The 16,006-nt window shown below is 72.9% G+C and carries 15 protein-coding genes; 7 read left to right on the top strand and 8 right to left on the bottom strand.

The features are described 5' to 3' along the window. Nucleotides 1-24: 24 nt before the first annotated feature. Both gndA and ABD747_RS06930 read left to right on the top strand, forming a co-directional pair. Nucleotides 25-1,524, top strand: coding sequence for an NADP-dependent phosphogluconate dehydrogenase (gene gndA / locus ABD747_RS06925; protein WP_344802752.1), 1,500 nt, complete (start codon nt 25-27; stop codon nt 1,522-1,524). 4 nt (nt 1,525-1,528) lie between these two features. Next, nucleotides 1,529-2,731: a CDP-glycerol glycerophosphotransferase family protein gene (locus tag ABD747_RS06930; RefSeq protein WP_344802754.1), complete on the top strand. Its 1,203-nt coding sequence runs from the start codon at nt 1,529-1,531 to the stop codon at nt 2,729-2,731. Between the two features lie 88 nt (nt 2,732-2,819). On the opposite strand, the gene ABD747_RS06935 is transcribed toward ABD747_RS06930, so the two are convergent. Next, nucleotides 2,820-4,337: an N-acyl-D-amino-acid deacylase family protein gene (locus ABD747_RS06935; RefSeq protein ID WP_344802756.1), complete on the bottom strand. Its 1,518-nt coding sequence runs from the start codon at nt 4,335-4,337 to the stop codon at nt 2,820-2,822. Nucleotides 4,338-4,347: 10 nt separating this feature from the next. Beyond that, nucleotides 4,348-5,688, bottom strand: coding sequence for a type III PLP-dependent enzyme domain-containing protein (locus tag ABD747_RS06940; protein WP_344802758.1), 1,341 nt, complete (start codon nt 5,686-5,688; stop codon nt 4,348-4,350). A 103-nt stretch (nt 5,689-5,791) separates the two neighbouring features. Between ABD747_RS06940 and ABD747_RS06945 the strand changes: the two genes are divergently transcribed. Next, complete coding sequence (locus ABD747_RS06945; RefSeq protein WP_344802760.1) at nt 5,792-6,190, top strand: RidA family protein; 399 nt, start codon at nt 5,792-5,794, stop codon at nt 6,188-6,190. A 46-nt stretch (nt 6,191-6,236) separates the two neighbouring features. Here the strand turns inward: ABD747_RS06945 and ABD747_RS06950 are convergent, their stop codons facing one another. Next, nucleotides 6,237-6,950, bottom strand: a complete 714-nt coding sequence (locus ABD747_RS06950) for a FadR/GntR family transcriptional regulator (protein WP_344802762.1) — start codon at nt 6,948-6,950, stop codon at nt 6,237-6,239. A gap of 143 nt (nt 6,951-7,093) precedes the next feature. On the opposite strand from ABD747_RS06950, the gene ABD747_RS06955 reads away from it, so the two are divergent. Further along, on the top strand, nt 7,094-8,494 hold the full coding sequence (locus ABD747_RS06955) for a GntP family permease (RefSeq protein WP_425562492.1): 1,401 nt from the start codon (nt 7,094-7,096) through the stop codon (nt 8,492-8,494). Between the two features lies 1 nt (nt 8,495). Beyond that, nucleotides 8,496-9,080 (top strand): gluconokinase, encoded by a 585-nt coding sequence (locus ABD747_RS06960; protein ID WP_344802764.1) that lies wholly within the window; start codon nt 8,496-8,498, stop codon nt 9,078-9,080. 15 nt (nt 9,081-9,095) lie between these two features. Here ABD747_RS06960 and ABD747_RS06965 read toward each other — a convergent pair whose 3' ends face one another. Beyond that, nucleotides 9,096-9,353 carry a PLD nuclease N-terminal domain-containing protein gene (locus ABD747_RS06965; protein WP_344802766.1) on the bottom strand — a complete coding sequence of 86 codons (258 nt, stop codon included), beginning with the start codon at nt 9,351-9,353 and terminating at the stop codon, nt 9,096-9,098. Nucleotides 9,354-9,485: 132 nt separating this feature from the next. Here ABD747_RS06965 and ABD747_RS06970 point away from each other — a divergent pair, with 132 nt between their 5' ends. Then, on the top strand, nt 9,486-10,298 hold the full coding sequence (locus ABD747_RS06970; protein WP_344802768.1) for a CDP-alcohol phosphatidyltransferase family protein: 813 nt from the start codon (nt 9,486-9,488) through the stop codon (nt 10,296-10,298). Continuing rightward, nucleotides 10,295-11,179 carry a glycosyltransferase family 2 protein gene (locus ABD747_RS06975; protein WP_344802770.1) on the top strand — a complete coding sequence of 295 codons (885 nt, stop codon included), beginning with the start codon at nt 10,295-10,297 and terminating at the stop codon, nt 11,177-11,179. Before ABD747_RS06970 ends, ABD747_RS06975 begins: the two co-directional genes overlap by 4 nt. Here ABD747_RS06975 and ABD747_RS06980 read toward each other — a convergent pair. From ABD747_RS06980 to ABD747_RS06995, 4 genes are all read right to left on the bottom strand, one after another. Beyond that, nucleotides 11,172-12,041, bottom strand: a complete 870-nt coding sequence (locus ABD747_RS06980; RefSeq protein WP_344802772.1) for a prolipoprotein diacylglyceryl transferase family protein — start codon at nt 12,039-12,041, stop codon at nt 11,172-11,174. The genes ABD747_RS06975 and ABD747_RS06980 overlap by 8 nt on opposite strands. Beyond that, a complete protein-coding gene (locus tag ABD747_RS06985; protein WP_344802774.1) occupies nt 12,038-13,750 on the bottom strand; it encodes an eCIS core domain-containing protein in 1,713 nt (570 codons plus the stop codon). The genes ABD747_RS06980 and ABD747_RS06985 overlap by 4 nt, the downstream gene beginning before the upstream one ends. A 163-nt stretch (nt 13,751-13,913) precedes the next feature. After that, nucleotides 13,914-14,813: a 1,4-dihydroxy-2-naphthoate polyprenyltransferase gene (locus ABD747_RS06990; RefSeq protein ID WP_344802776.1), complete on the bottom strand. Its 900-nt coding sequence runs from the start codon at nt 14,811-14,813 to the stop codon at nt 13,914-13,916. A gap of 11 nt (nt 14,814-14,824) precedes the next feature. Beyond that, complete coding sequence (locus tag ABD747_RS06995) at nt 14,825-15,982, bottom strand: AMP-binding protein (RefSeq protein WP_344802874.1); 1,158 nt, start codon at nt 15,980-15,982, stop codon at nt 14,825-14,827. Nucleotides 15,983-16,006 lie beyond the last annotated feature (24 nt).

Below are 16,006 nucleotides of genomic sequence, written 5' to 3' on the forward strand. Positions count from 1 at the left end.
TCGGGTGCACAGAGGGGAGCAGCCGTGACGGAGTTGGCCGAGATCGGGGTGACGGGGCTTGCGGTGATGGGCCGGAATCTGGCCCGGAACTTCGCCCGGCACGGGCACCGGGTGGCGATCCACAACCGGACGTATGCCAAGACGCAGTCGTTGATCGACGACCACGGCGACGACGGGACGTTCATCCCGAGCGAGTCGATGGCTGACTTCGTGGCGTCGCTGGAGAAGCCGCGCCGGGTGCTCATCATGGTCAAGGCGGGCGCCGGGACGGACGCGGTGATCGAGGAGCTGATCCCGCTGCTGGAGGAGGGCGACATCGTCATCGACGCCGGCAACGCCCACTTCCCGGACACGATCAGGCGGGAGAACTATCTGAAGGAGAAGGGGCTGCACTTCGTCGGCACCGGGGTTTCCGGCGGCGAGGAGGGTGCGCTGAACGGGCCGTCGATCATGCCGGGCGGGTCGAGGGAGTCGTACGAGTCGTTGGGCCCGCTGCTGGAGAACATCTCCGCGAAGGTCGACGACACCCCGTGCTGTACCTATGTCGGCCCGGACGGTGCCGGGCATTTCGTGAAGATGGTGCACAACGGCATCGAGTACGCCGACATGCAGTTGATCGCGGAGGCGTACGACCTGATCCGGCAGGGCACCGGGAAGTCGGCGGCCGAGATCGCCGACATCTTCCGGTCCTGGAACGAGGGGGATCTGGAGTCGTTCCTGATCGAGATCACCGCGGAGGTGTTGGCCCATACCGATGCCGAGACCGGTCAGGCGTTGGTCGACGTGATCTTGGACCAGGCCGAGCAGAAGGGCACCGGCCGGTGGACGGTGCAGAACGCGCTGGATCTCGGGGTGCCGATCACCGGGATCGCGGAGGCGACGTTCGCCCGCGCCCTGTCCGGCGGGGTCCCGCAGCGGGAGGCCGCCCGCGGGGTGTTGCCGGCGCACACCGCGGACTGGGCGATCGACGACGACGACACGTTCGTGGAGGACGTCCGGCAGGCGCTGTACGCGTCGAAGGTGGTGGCGTACTCGCAGGGTTTCGACCAGATCGCCGCCGCGAGTGCGGAGTTCGGTTGGGACATCGACCGGGGTGCGATGGCCCGGATCTGGCGGGGTGGTTGCATCATCCGGGCCCGGTTCTTGAACCGGATCACCGAGGCGTACGAGCGGACTCCGGATCTGGCCCTGTTGATCGCGGATCCGTACTTCACCGACGCGATCTCGGCGGCGTTGCCGGCCTGGCGGCGGGTGGTGGTGGCGGCGGCCGAGCACGGCATCCCGACGCCGGCGTTCTCCTCGTCGCTGGCCTACTACGACGGGGTCCGGGCCGACCGGCTGCCGGCGGCGCTGATCCAGGGTCAGCGTGACTTCTTCGGTGCCCACACGTACCGCCGGGTCGACAAGCCGGGCACCTTCCACACCGAGTGGAGCCTGGACCGCAGCGAGACCCAGATCAGCGGCGGCGACGCGCAGACCCTGCCGCCCGAACCGGCCGAGAAGGCCACCGACCGGCCCTCCTGAGCGGATGCCGATGGGCCCGCTGGTCGCTGAGCTGCGATCACGGATCGGCAACCGGCTCGGGGCTCGCTCCTTTGCCCGGCAAGCGGCCGGGTCGGGCCCGGTGCCCGACGAGGGGATTGCGGTGTTCTTCGCGACCCCGCCGCAGAACGCCTACCAGCTCGAGCAGTGGCGGCGTCCGCTGGAGGCCCTCGCCGCGGAATCACGGGCCGATCGGCGCGGCGTGTTCGTGGTGGTCGACCGGCCGGACACCGGACGCCGGTTGCTGGAGACGTTTCGGCTGCCGGTGGCGTTCGCCCGAGGCAGTGCCGCGCTGGAGTCGCTGGTCGAGCGGCACCGGCCGCGCGCGGTGCTGTACGTCAACAACGTCGAGCGGAACTTCCGAATGCTGCGGTTCGCCGATCCGGTGCACATCCAGCTCGGGCACGGCGACAGCGACAAGGGAGCCAGCGTCACGAACCAGCACAAGGCGTACGACCTGACCTTCGTCGCCGGCGAGGCGGGCCGGGATCGGCTGTCTCGAGCCCTGTTCGACTTCGACGCTCGGTCCAGGGTCTGGCTGGTGGGCCGGCCGCAGCTGGACTACGACGTCCAGGGCGCGCCGGACTGGCCTGCCGACGGCACGAGCCGGGTGCTCTACGCGCCGACCTGGGAGGGCGATCGGCCGAGCCTGCGCTACAGCTCCGTCGTCAGCCACGGGCCGGCGCTGATCGCGGCGTTGCGGGCCGACCCGCGGGTTCGGGTGGTCTATCGGCCGCATCCGTGGCTCGGCCGGATCTCCGCCGAGCACGCCCGGGTGGATCGTGAGCTGCGGGCCGCCCTGATGGCGGACGGGGACCGGCACCTCGTCGACACCGGTACGTACGGCTGGCAGTGGACGTTCGCGGACGCCTGTATCGCGGACGTCTCGGCGGTGGCGTACGACTGGCTGGCGACCCGGAAGCCGCTGGTCGTCACCCGGCCCGAGGCGGAGGAGGCGTATCTGCCGCCGTCGCGGCTGCTGGACTCGCTGCCGCTGCTGGGCGCGGCGGGCGCGAGCTCGATCGTTCGGGAGCTGCTGGACTCCGCCCCGCCGGCGGAGCTGGCCGGGTTGGCGGAGTACTACTTCGGCGACACCTCGCGCGGTGCGAGCACGAACCGGTTCGAGCAGGCGCTGGAGGACGCGATCGAGGCGCGAGCGGTCGAGATCGCCGCCCGCTCGGCCGGCTAGATCTCCACGGTCCCGCGGGCGGTCCGCCGCAGCGCCCGCCCGGGCAGCGCGTCGGTCCGCTGCCCGCCGTCGATCACCGGCGTTCCGTTCACCAGCACATGTCGATGCCGACCGCCTGCCGGCGCGGATCCTCGAAGGTCGCCGTGTCCTGGACCGTCGCCGGGTCGAACAGCACCAGGTCGGCGTGCTGACCGACCCGGACCAGGCCCCGGTCGACCAGCCGCAGCCGGGCGGCCGCACGGCCGGTCAGGTGGTGGACACAGTCCTCGAGCCCCAGCACCGCCAGCTCGCGGACGTACCGGCCGAGGTAGCGCGGGAACGTGCCCCAGCCGCGCGGATGGGGCCGCTGACCCACCAGGATCGCGTCGGAGCCGCCGGTGTGGACGCGGTGTCGCATGATCGCCCGCACGTTGTCCTCGTCGCCGACGTGCTGCAGGATCGTCGTCGCCAGGCCGTCGCGGACGAGCAGGTCGAAACACACCTCGGCGGGCGACCGGCCCTGCTCCGCCGCGAGCTCGGCGACGCTGCGTCCGACGGCCGCCGACAACTCCGGGCGCGCGACCCCGCTGATCTGGATCGTGCTCCAGTCCACGACACAGCCGTGACAGCCGTCGCTGCCGACGCGGTCCAGCGCGTCCGCGATCCGGGCACGGGCCGCCGCGTCGCCGAGCCTGGCCAGCAGCGCGTCCGGCCCACCGGCGGCGGCCCAGCTCGGCAGCAGCGCGGCGAGGGTGGTGGAGCCGGGCAGGTAGGGATAGCTGTCCAGGGTGATGTCCGCGCCGCCGTCGAGGGCGTCGTCGATCATCGCCAGCAGCTCCCCGGCGCGGCCGCGGTTCGGCTCGAAGTTCATGGTCGCGTGGGTCAGGTGCAGGGCGCAGCCGGCGCGGCGGCAGACCTCGATCATCTCCGCGTACGCCGCCAGCGCGCCCACGCCGTACGAGCGGTGATGGGGCGCGTAGAACCCGCCCGACTCGGCCACCACCCGGCACAGCTCGACGAGCTCGTCGTCGTCGGCGAACATGCCCGGCGGGTAGGTCAGCCCGCTGCTCATCCCCACCGCGCCCTCGGCCAGCCCTTGTCGGACGAGGGCCACCATCCGCGCTCGCTCCGGCTCGGTCGCGGGGCGGTCGTCGGTGCCTACGATCAGCATCCGGACCGTGCCCTGCGGCACCAGATATGCGGCGTGACAGGCGATCCCTCGGTCGAGACGGTCCAGATAGCCGCCGACGCTGTCCCAGCCGAGCTCGAGGCCGGCCGGCTCACCGTTCCAGCCGGCGACCTGGCGACCGATCAGCTCGCGCGTCGGCCCGTCGACCGGCGCGAACGACAGCCCGTCCTGCCCCAGCAGCTCGCACGTCACGCCCTGGCTGACCTTCGCGGTGTGGGCCGGGTCCGCGAGGATCTGCAGGTCGGAGTGCGCGTGCATGTCGATGAAGCCGGGCGCGAGCACCCGGCGATCCGCCGCCAGGATGCGGCGCGCCGACGGTCCCCGGCCGGCGGCGGTGACCTCGCGGATCCGTCCGCCGTCGACCACCACGTCGGCAGGGAAGCCGGGCGCCCCGGTGCCGTCGACGACCAGCGCGTCTCGGATCAGCAGGTCGGTCACGCCCGCCCGCTCAGAAGTACGTCCGGATCAGGTCGACCACGACCGGATCGGGCGCGTCGGCGTCGTCGACGACCGGGATCAGGCCCCACTTGTCGAACGCCGTACAGGGGTGCGATACGCCGAGCCGCAGCTCGTCGCCGATCCACACCGGCGCGGGGCCGTCCGGGTCGAAGCGCAGGAACCCGTGCTGATCGTTGAGCGCCACCACGCTCACGCCGTGAATCGGTTCCGCCGGCTGGCCGTCGGCCCGCCCGCGGCGCAGCTGGACCTCCGGCAGACCCTCGTCGAACGGCAGATCGCGCTTCCCGGCGTCGAACAGCGCCAGTCCGGGCTCGGGCTGGCTGCTCACCCGGACCCAGGCGTGCAACGCGCTGCGCAGCGCCGGACCGGTCGTCCTCGGCCGCGCGCCGAGCGGGCTGAGCTGTCGGTACAGGCCGTCGTCGTGGGTCAGGTAGGCCCCGGAGCGCAGCACGACGCGGACACCCTCGGTGGTGAGCGGCGCCAGGACCTCGGCAACCACGTCGAAGTAGGCGCTGCCGCCGGCGCTCACCACCGGCTCGACGTCCTCGGGATACAGCGCCTCGGTCGCGATCAGACGGTGTGCATCGCGGAGCGTGGTCAGGTAGTCCCGGACCACCGTCAGGCCGTGCTCGTCGCTGTCGTGACTGAGCACGCCCTCGTAGCCGGCGACGCCGGCCAGCCGGAGATGGGGCGCGCCGGCGACGGCGCGCGCGATCCGCAGTGCCGTCGGGACGTCCCGCGCCCCGGTCCGCCCGCCGGTCCCGCCGAGCTCGACCAGCACGTCCACCGGGCGGTACGCAGCTCCGTGCGTCGGCGCGTGGGCGGCCAGCGCGGCCTCCATCAGCTCGACCGTGCGGACGTCGTCGGCCCAGGTGAGCACCTGGGCGGACCGATCGACGGCCAGCTCGTCGCTGATCCAGCGCAGGGTGAGCGGGGAGATGACCGCGTTCGCGACCAGCACCCGCGACACGCCGAAGGCCCGCGCGACGGCGAGCTGGGGCAGGTTCGCCAGCGTGATCGCCCACGCGCCGGCGGCGAGCTGCTCGGCCCACAGTTGGGGTGCCATCGTGGTCTTGCCGTGCGGTGCGAGCTCCAGTCCCCGCTCGGCGCACCAGCCGGCCATGGTCGCCAGATTGTGCCGAAGCGCGGGTGCGGACAACGTGAGCAATGGGGTCGGGAACCGCGACAGCGGCAGCCGCCGCGCGGAGACCTCGCGCACCGACTCGCCCCAACAGGCGGGCGGCATGCCCTTGTCCGACCAGTCGACGGATCGGTCGGCGAGCGCCATGATCTCGTCGGTGTCGATGGTCGCCGGCGCGGGCCCAGGCATTCGGTGCTTCCTCTCGCTCGGGATGGTTGCAAGATACGCACTGCAGGAGACAGCCCGCCGACCCCCGTGCGGAACCACTCCTCACTCCCGAGAGGCTCCGCCCATGACCGGCAAAACCGCTGTCACCACCGACCAGGCGCCCGCACCGGCGCACACCTTCTCCCAGGGCGTCCGGCGCGGTCCCATCCTGCAGGTCTCCGGCCAGGGACCGGTCGACCCGGCGACCGGCGCGTACCTGCATGCCGGCGACGTCCGGGCCCAGACCCAGCGGACGCTGGCCAACGTCGAGGCGGTGCTCGCCGCCGGCGGGGCGACCTTCGACGACGTGGTCATGCTGCGGGTGTATCTGACGACCCGGGACGACTTCGGCCCGATGAACGAGGCCTACGGGGACTACCTCGATCCCCGCTGCGCCGTGCTCCCGGCGCGGACCACCGTGTTCACCGGGCTGCCCCGGGAGGAGATGCTGGTCGAGATCGACGCGCTCGCCGTGCTGGACTGAGCTCGCGGTCCGCGCCTGGCCCGGAGGCGTCCCTGGTGATCAGCGCCTAGGTCGTCGTCAGATGGCTGAGCGCGTCGACCGACTCGGCGACGATGCCGCGCATCGCCGCCTCGGCGCCGGCGGCGTCACCGGCCTGCACCGCAGCGGCGACCTCGCCGTGCAGCCGTAGCGCCTCGGCGTCGGCCACCGAGGGCATCAGCTCGTGCTCGGTGCGTCCCTCCAGCACCGCGACAACCACCGCGGTCAGGCCGGCGAGCATCGGGTTTCCGGCGGCTCGGAGCAGGATGGTGTGGAAGTCGATGTCGTGCTGCAGATAGGCACCCGCGTTGGCGGCTCGGGAGGTCGCCGCCATCCCGATCACCGCCGCGGCCAGCGCGCCGCACTGCTCGGGGGTTGCCCGGTCCGCGGCCAGCCGCGCGGCGAGAGGCTCGACCGCCGAGCGAAGCTCGCCGAGGCTGCGCAGGTGGTCCAAGCGCTCCGGGCCGGCGAGCCGCCAGCGCAGCACCCGGGGGTCGTAGGGCGTCCAGCGGTCCGCCGGCAGCACCGTAATGCCGACCCGCTGACGGGCCTCGACCAGGCCGAGCGACTCGAGCACCCGGACCGCCTCGCGGATGACCGTCCTGGACACCCCGAGCTGCTGAGCGGCCTGCTCGCTGGCGATCCGGCTGCCGGCCGGCCGGCGGCCGGCGACGATGTCGGATCCCCATTGCTCGACCAGCGCGTCGTGCAGGGGTCCGGGCGTCTCCTGGAGCGTGACCACCGCCACATCCTACGTTCTAATGCCAGATGACATCGCCCAGTTGTCAAATATTGCCAGCTTCTTGCGTCAGATCTCTTGCAATAATCATACGAAATAGCTAGAGTCCTTCGAAACGTCAGCTTTCAACCTTCCGCGGAGGAACAGTGTCCGTTCCCTTACTCGCCACGACCGCATTGCAGGTCGTCCCGCTTGCCGTCTCCAACACCCAGTTGATCCTGGTCGCGCTGGCGGGCTTCGCCGTCATCATCGCGCTGATCACCTGGCTGAAGGTTCATCCCTTCCTCGCCCTGACCATCGGTGCGATCGCCGTCGGGCTCGCCGCCGGGCTCGGCGCGACGAAGACGCTCACCAGCTTCGGGACCGGGTTCGGCACCACGATGGGCAGCGTCGGCGTGCTGATCGGCCTCGGCGCGATGTACGGCAAGCTGCTCGCCGACTCCGGTGGCGCGGACCGGATCGTCGACACCCTCGTCCATCGGTCCAGCCCGAAGGTGCTGCCGTGGACGATGGCCCTCGTCGGCGCCATCATCGGCCTGCCGATGTTCTTCGAGATCGGCCTGGTGCTGCTGATGCCGGTGATCATCCTGGTCGCCCGCCGCTCGGGCCTGCCGCTGATGAAGATCGCCATCCCGACCCTGGCCGGCCTCTCGGCCATGCACGCGCTGGTGCCGCCGCACCCCGGCCCCCTGATCGCCATCTCCACCCTCGGCGCGAACCTCGGCGTCACCCTCGGCTTCGGCGTCCTCGTCGCCATCCCGACCGTGATCGTCGCCGGTCCGCTGTTCGCCCCGTTCGCCGCGAAGTGGGCGCCGGTTCCGGTGCCGGCCATGTTCGTCACGCACGAGGACGAGGGCGAGGACCCGACGGCACGTCCGCGGCCCAGCTTCGCCGCGTCGCTGATCAGCATCTTGCTGCCGGTGGTGCTGATGATGGCCAAGGCCCTCGCCGACGTCTTCGCGCCGGACTCGAAGGGCCTGGGCAAGACGCTCCTGGACTTCCTCGGCACGCCGGTCATCGCCCTCCTGCTGGCGGTCCTGGTCGGGATCGCGCTGCTGGCCCGGCCCGCCAAGATGGACCGCAAGGCGATCGCGGCGACGCTCGAGGCCAGCCTGCCGCCGATCGCCGGTATCTTGCTGATCGTCGGTGCCGGTGGTGCCTTCAAGCAGGTGCTGATCGACACCGGCATCGGTGAGGTGATCACCCAGGCCGCGCTCGGCAGCGGGATCTCCGTGCTGCTGCTCGGATGGATCGTTGCCGCGCTGGTCCGGATCGCCACCGGCTCCGCGACGGTGGCGACGGTCACCGCGGCCGGCCTGATGGCACCCGTCGCTGCCAGCCTCGCCGGCCCGGAGGTGGCCCTGCTCGTGCTGGCGATCGGCTCGGGCTCGGTGTTCCTCTCCCACGTCAACGACGCCGGCTTCTGGCTGGTGAAGCAGTATCTGGGCACCGACCTGCCGCAGACGTTCAAGACCTGGACGGTGCTGGAGTGCCTGATCTCGGTCGTCGGCCTGATCGGCGTGCTGCTGCTCAGCCTGGTGGTCTGAGATGACGGGATCGGAGGCCAGCACGCACGACTTCGCCGAGAACCCGCCCATCGTGCTGGTCGTGATGGGGGTGTCCGGCACCGGCAAGTCCACCGTCGCCGGAATGCTCGCCGGCCGGCTCGGCTGGGACCTGGAGGAGGGTGACGACCTGCACCCGGCCGCCAACGTGGCCAAGATGGCCTCCGGCCAGCCGTTGACCGACGAGGACCGCTGGCCGTGGCTGGACAAGATCGCGGCCTGGATCCAGCTGCACACCGAGTCCGCGACGCCCGGGATCGTCACCTGCTCGGCGCTGAAGAAGGTCTATCGCGACCGGCTGCGGGCGCCCGGGGTCGCGTTCGTGCACCTGGACGGCAGCCGGCAGGTGATCGGCGAGAGGCTGTCCAAGCGGCTCGATCACTTCATGCCGAGCAGCCTGCTCGACTCCCAGCTGGCCACCCTCGAACCGCTGAGCGCCGACGAGGTCGGCGTGGTCGTACCGCTGGGGCGAAAGCCGAAGGACGAGGTGAAGGAGATCATGACCCGACTCCACCTCGAGCCGCTTCCACCGCCGAAGCTGAACGAGGACGGCCTGTTCAGCGACTGAGCACGGCCCGGCCGGCTACAGACCGCGGAGGAAGTCGACGTCGTCGTCCGGGGCCTTGGGATGGCCCCGGCCGGTGCGGTCACCGCGGCTCTCGGCGGTCGGCCGGCCGAACAATAGCCAGCACACGGCACCGATCAGCGGCACGCAGATGATGAAGGTCGCCCACAGCCAGCGAGGCATCCGGCGCACCGCGAACGGCTGTGCCTGAGCCACCTCGACCACGCAGTAGATGGTCAGCAGCGCCACGATGACGATCGGTAGATAGCGCCCCATGCAGCAAGCGTACGCGGGCGGCAGTCGGGTGGCGATACCTCGAATGACAGCCATCGTCGCTAGGCTGACCGGCGTGTCCGCCCTGTCATCCACCGGTCGCCTGACATCGGCGAACCCGCCGGTGGCGCTGGGATGAGCGGTGCGGAGGCGAGCGACCCGATGCAGGTGGATCGGCCGGCCCATCCGTCCATCGCCGAGTTGCGCGAGGTCACCCAGCCGCCGATCGTACGCACCCGGGCCGGGGCCGAGCACTGGGTCGCGGCGCTCTATCTGCGAGACATCTCGCCCTATCTGACCCGGGTGCTGCTGCGGACCGGGATCAGCGCGAACGCGGTCACCGGTCTGATGGTCGGCACCGCCGCCGTCGCCGCGCTGGTGACGGCCTGGCCGGGACTGCCGACCGCGGTGGTCGTGGTGCTGCTGTGCCAGTTGCAGATGCTGCTCGACTGCTGCGACGGCGAGATCGCCCGCTGGCGGGAGACCTATTCACCCCGGGGCGTCTATCTCGACCGGATCGGCCACTACACCGCCGAGTGCGGGATCTCGGTCGCGCTCGGTGTCCGGGTCGGCGGGCCGCACCTCGGCAGCGTCTGGGTCAGTCTCGGGCTGCTGCTGGGCTTGCTGGTCGCGCTGAACAAGGTCGAGAACGACCTGGTGCACGTGTCCCGGCACTACGCCGGAATGGAGCAGGTCCGCGACGCCGAGGTGGTCAAGGTACCGACCGGCGGCCTGCTCCGGACGGCTCGCCGGGCCGCCCGGTTCGTCCCGTTCCACCGGGTCTTCCACTCCATCGAGCTGTCGTTGCTGATCTTGCTGGCGGCGTTGCTAGATCTGTGGTTCGGCGGGCTCGCGACCCAGTGGCTGCTGGTCGGCCTGGTCGTCGCCGCCGCCGTGACCGTGGTCGGCCATCTCGCGGCGGTCCTCAGCTCGTCACGGCTGCGATGAGCGATCCGACCCGGTCCCGGCGCATCCGGTTCGGCGTCGTCGTCCTGACCCAGGGCGACCGGCCCGCAGAGCTGGATCGCGCGTTGCGGTCCGTGCTCGGCCAGCGCGACGTCGAGCTGGACATCGTCGTGGTCGGCAACGGCTGGGACCCGGCCGGGCTGCCCGAGGGCGTTCGCGGCCACGGGCTGCCGGAGAACCTCGGCATCCCGGCCGGACGCAATGCCGGCGCGCCGCTGGTCACCGGCGAGCTGCTCTTCTTCCTCGACGACGACGCGAGCCTGCCGCGCGACGACCTGCTCGCCGCGGTGGCGGCAAAGTTCGCCGACGACCCCGAGCTGGGACTGATCCAGCCGCGGGTCACCGACGCCGCGGGACTGCCCGCCCCCCGCCGGTGGACGCCGCGGGTGCTGGTGGGTGATCCCGCCCGCAGCAGCGCGGCCATGTCGGTCTGGGAGGGCGCGGTGGCGATCCGGCGCGAGGCGTACGACTACGCCGGCGGCTGGCCCGAGCCGTTCTGGTATGCCCACGAGGGGATCGAGCTGGCTTGGCGGGTGTGGGACGGCGGCTTCCACGTCCGCTACGACGGCGAGATCGAGGTGAATCACCCGGCCAACGCGCCCACCCGGCACGTGGAGTTCTATCGGTTCCAGGCACGCAACCGGGTCTGGCTGGCGCGGCGCAACCTCCCGCTGCCGATCGGCATCGTGTACGTCCTCAGCTGGTTCGTCGTCGGCGGCACCCGGCTGCGCTCGCGGGAGGCATTCGTGGAGACGATGCGCGGCTACCGGCTCGGGCTGGTGCTGCCCTGCGGCGATCGCCGCCCACTGCGCTGGCGGACGGTCTGGCGGATGCTGCGCGCCGGCCACCCGCCGATCATCTGATCCCCGCTCGCCGGTGAGCCGGGCTCGGGCCCGTCGACCGGATCGCTCGGACACCCGCGAGGACCAGGACGAGCATCGGCACGAGCGCCGGCACGAGGCTCCACGGACCGATCGGCAGCAGGCCGGCGGCGCCGAGCGTCACCAGCACCAGCGCCGTCGCGGCTGCCCAGAGCTGCGGGGTGCTCGGGGCCGGCGGCCGCCGTCCCGGGCGGTCTCGCCAGGGCTCCAGCCCGGCGCGCAGACCGGCGCGGGCCCCGATCGCGGCGACGACGATCGCGCCGGGCGGCGCTCCGGCGGCGGTGAGCGCGGCGACCGCGACCAGCAGGGCACCGATCGCCTCGATCGTCTGAACGGGAGCCAGCGCGACGCCGACCAGCCGGCCCGGAAACCCGGCGTCGGCGTGACGCCGGGAGTAGCGAACCGCGAGCCGGGTCCGCGAGACGGGCCGGCCGTGGCAGCAGCCCGCCAGCAGGCAGCCGATCCGGCCGACTCCCAGCACGACCAACAGGCCGGTCGCGGTGACGTCGAGGATCGGCGCGAGATCGCCGCGGGCCAGGCCGACCCCTGCGGCGGCGATCAGCACGACGGCCTCGTGCTCGTGCCAGACCCAGTCCGCCGACCCGCTGACGGCTCGGACGGTCAGCACGGCCAGCGAGCCGAGAACGCCGAACACGGCGACCAGCAGGACCGCCCGGAACGGAACCTCGAGCCGCGCCGCCTGGACCAGCCCGACCAACAGCCCGAGGCCGACGCCGGTCAGCGCGAACAGCCGATAGGCGGGCACCGACGTACGTCCGATCGACAGCTCGGGGCCCGGCAGGACCCGCGGGACTCTCGGTGGGGCAGCGCGCGGACCGCTCATGACACGCTCAACCCGGCCAGCTGGTCGGCGAGCGCGGCATTGCCGCGCACGAACCGGACGTGCATGATCACGTGCCCCGGGGTCGGCACGGCCACCCGGTCGACGGGCGCGTTCGCCGGCACGCTGCTCAGGGCGGCCAGGCCACCCTGCTCCAGCAGGGCACGGATCTCGGCCGCCGCTGCGGGCGGGACCGGACCGGACGGCAGCCGGTAGCGCGCGACCATCGCGTCCAGCGACCGGGTGCTGCCGAGCGGCACCGACACGGTGTCGGCGGCGCCGAAGTGTGAGATCCGCGGGTCGAAGCCGGCCTCGCGGCGCAGGTCGTTCTCCGAGATGCCGGCGCCGGCGCCGACCGAGGTCTGCGGCCCGTCGGCATTGCCGGAGCGGACCGTGGTGAAGGTCGTCTGACCGGTGATCGTGCGCAGTTCCTCGGGGCTCTGCGGCTCGCCGGTGATCGGGTCGCGTACCAGCCCGGCGCCGCCGAAGGTGGCGCGCAGCAGCTCCGGCGGCAGCGGCGGGGATGCGTTCGTGCCGCGGGCGTTGTTGAGCGCGTGGATGAGCTCGTGCCCGACGGTGATGGACGGGTCGAGTTGGATGATCCGAACGTTGCCGGCGGTGCCGCTGAGGCCGACCTGGTTCCGGGCGAGCGCCGGGTTGAGGGTCACGGTCGAGCCCGATCCGGCCCGGCCGCCGTCCTCCGGAGTGCCACGGGCGGCCGCCTTGTCGGTGGCGTCAGTGGTCTGGTCCGCGCCGCTGCGCAGGTTCACCGTCTGGCCGGTGGCCAGCAGCTCGACCACCAGCCGGAAGCCGGTCGGTAGCCGGAGGAGGTCGCTGAGACTGGTTCGGACGAAGTCGGTGAAGTCCGCGTTGCCGGCATCGACCTTGATACTGGTGGTGCCGCCCATGATCAGGTCGAGGATCCGGCCGGCGTAGGCGGTCCGGAACCCGGGGTCGCTCCGGCCGTTGAGCGAGGCGACCGCAGCGAAGTCCTTGCGCCGCACGGCGCGCTCCCAGGCCACCGCGTCCCCGTGCAGCGTGTCGCCGGACGACCCGGCTTCCTCCAGCCGGCGGAGCTGATCCTCGGTGGCCGGGCGGAGCATTCCCTCCAGCCCGTCGGGCGAGCGCTCGGACCGGAACGCGTCCAGCCGCTGCTTCTCCTGGTCGGTGCAGCCCGAGCAGCGACGCAGGGACAGCGCCGAGGCGAGCCGGCTGAGCACCCCGCCGGCCGGGCGCTGCTCCGTCGCGACGGCGACCGCGGCGCGGTCGGCCTCCGCCTCCAGCTCCGCTCCCGAGGCTTCCGGCCCACCACCGCCGCGCTGCTGGACGGCGTGTGCTGCCTCGTGCGCGAGCAGCCCGTCGCCGCTCGGGGTTCCCGGCCGGTAGTGGGCCGGATCCATCACGATGTGTGAGCCGACCGTGAACGCAGCCGCGTTCTCGCGGGCCGGCGCGGCGGCGTCGAGGCTGAGCCTCACATCCGAGAGGTCGGAGCCGAGCCCGGACTCCAGCCGGGACCGGATGCCCTGATCGAGCGGCCGGCCGCCCGCGACCAGGCCCGACACGGCAGCGTTGCCGGCGGCGCGTTGCAGCTGCAGCAGCCCGGCGGGATCGGCCCCGGTGGGCCCGGCGAGATCGACACTCGGCCCGTGGTCGCCGGCCCGCGGCCGCGACCGGCGAGCGGCCGGCTCGCCGGCGTCGTGCTCCGAGCCCATCACTCGAGTCTGGACGCGGCGGCGCCACCTCACCCGGGCGAGAAGGGACCGCTCGAGGGCACGCCGGGCTGCCCCGAAGGGCAGTGCCTCAGGTCTGCCGGACGGGCAGTGCCTCAGGTCTGCCGGAAGGGCAGCGAGTCAGGTCTGCCGGAAGGGCAGTGCCTCAGGCGCCGATCACCAGGCCGAGGGCGAGCGCCGCCGCCACCGCGAGCTCGGCGCTGCCGGTGGCCTTCAGCACCGCGATCAGAGCGGGTCCGACGGCGCCGGTCACGACGCCGCGGATCGCCGGAGCGAGCAGCGCGAATCCGGCCAGTCCGAGCAGCGCCCAGGGGGTGGTCAGGACCGCGACACCGCCCACGCAGAGCGCGGCGACGCCGGCGAGCCCGACGTACAGCCGCCGGGTGGCCGGGTCACCCAGCCGCGTCGCCAGCGTCCGCTTGCCGGCCACCCGGTCGCCGACGATGTCACGGAGGTTGTTGGCGACCAGGATGGCGCAGGCCAGGGCGCCGATGCCCACGCTCGCGACCACCGCCGGGAGCGGGACCCGGCCGAGCTGGACGTACGTCGTGCCGCAGACCGCGACGAGGCCGAAGAACACGAAGACGAACACCTCGCCCAGCCCGAGATAGCCGTACGGGCGGGTGCCGCCGGTGTAGAACCAGGCGGCGAGGACGCAGGCGACGCCGACGGCCAGCAGCCACCAGTGCCCGGTCAGCACCACGATGGCGAGCCCCGCGACAGCGGCGACGCCGAAGGCGACGAACGCGGCCGCCTTCACGCTGGCCGGCTTCGCCAGTCCCGAGCCGACCAGCCGCAGCGGCCCGACCCGGGCGTGGTCGGTGCCGCGGATGCCGTCGGAGTAGTCGTTGGCGTAGTTCACCCCGACCTGCAGGGCGAGGCTCACCACCAGGGCCAGCAGCGCGGTCGCGGCGTCGAAGCCGCCGAGGTAGGCCGCCACCCCGGTCCCGGTGAGCACCGGCGAGACCGCCGCCGGCAGGGTACGCGGGCGGGCGCCCGCCAGCCACTGGGCCGGCGTCGGGGTGGACCACACCTCGGCGCTCATCGCTCTCCTTCTCACTCGTTGTCCGGGTCGGCGGCCGAGGCGAGCTCGCCGCGCAGCCGGTGCCGGTCGATCTTGCCACCGGCGGTCCGCGGGATCGAGCCGCGGTGGACCAGCCGGCGGGGGAGCGCGGGCGGCGGCAGCGTACGGCCGAGGTCGGCGCGCAGGTCCTCCAGGCCGCCGGGCCGCTCCGCTGCGTCGGTCACCGCGACGACGGCGGTGCCCCACTCCGGGTCGGGCACGCCGATCACGGCGATGCCGGCGTTCCGCTGCGTGGCCCAGCGGGTAGCGGCACGCTCGACCGCCGCCAGATCGACGTTGGTGCCGCCGCTGATCACCACGTCGTCGAAGCGGCCCAGCACCTGCAGCCGCCCGTCGTTCCAGCGGCCGCGGTCGCTGGTCCGGAGGCCGCCGCCGGCCAGCGCGGCCGCCGTGAGGTCGGGGCGCCGCCGATAACTCGTGAACAAGGTCGGGCCGGCGATCGAGATGGCCCCGCCGGCACCGAGCGCGACCTCGACCCCGTCCAGCGGCGCGCCGTCGTAGACGCAGCCGCCGCAGGTCTCGCTCATGCCGTACGTCGTGACGATCCGGAGCCCGGCGGCGGCGGCCCGGTCCAGCAACCCGGCGGGCGGCGGCCCGCCGCCGAGCAGCACCGCGTCGAGCCGGGCCAGCGCCGCGGAGAGGTCCGGGTCGGCCAGCGCCCGGGTGAGCTGGGTCGCGACCACCGAGAGGTACGTCGGCCGGCGCGTCCCGCGGACCGCGGCGGGCAGGCCGACCAGGTCGGTCCCGACGTCGCGGATCGCCGTCCCGGCGAGCAGCGCCCGGGCCCGGACCATGAATCCCGCCACGTGGTGCGCGGGCAGCGCGGCCAGCCAGTCGCCGGGACCACCGAGCCGGGCGTGGGTGGCGGTGGCGGAGGCCGCGACCGCGGCGCGGGACAGCACCACGCCCTTCGGCCGGCCGGTGCTGCCGGAGGTGGCCACCACCGCGACGGCATCGGACTCCTCGACCGGCTCGTCCGGCGCCAGCATGGCCAGCACCGCCCCGCGCTCCACCGGGTTCGCCGGAAGCGGCGCCACCGGCGCACCGCCGCCGAGCGCTCGGCCCAGCGCGGCGTCCAGCCCGGAGTCGCGGCCGCCGTCCGGCGGTCCGGTCTCTACCGGCACCAGCATCACGGCCACAGGCTAGCCTCGCCA

The sequence above is a fragment of the Microlunatus ginsengisoli genome (assembly GCF_039537205.1).
GTDB classification, from domain to species: Bacteria; Actinomycetota; Actinomycetes; order Propionibacteriales; family Propionibacteriaceae; genus Microlunatus; species Microlunatus ginsengisoli.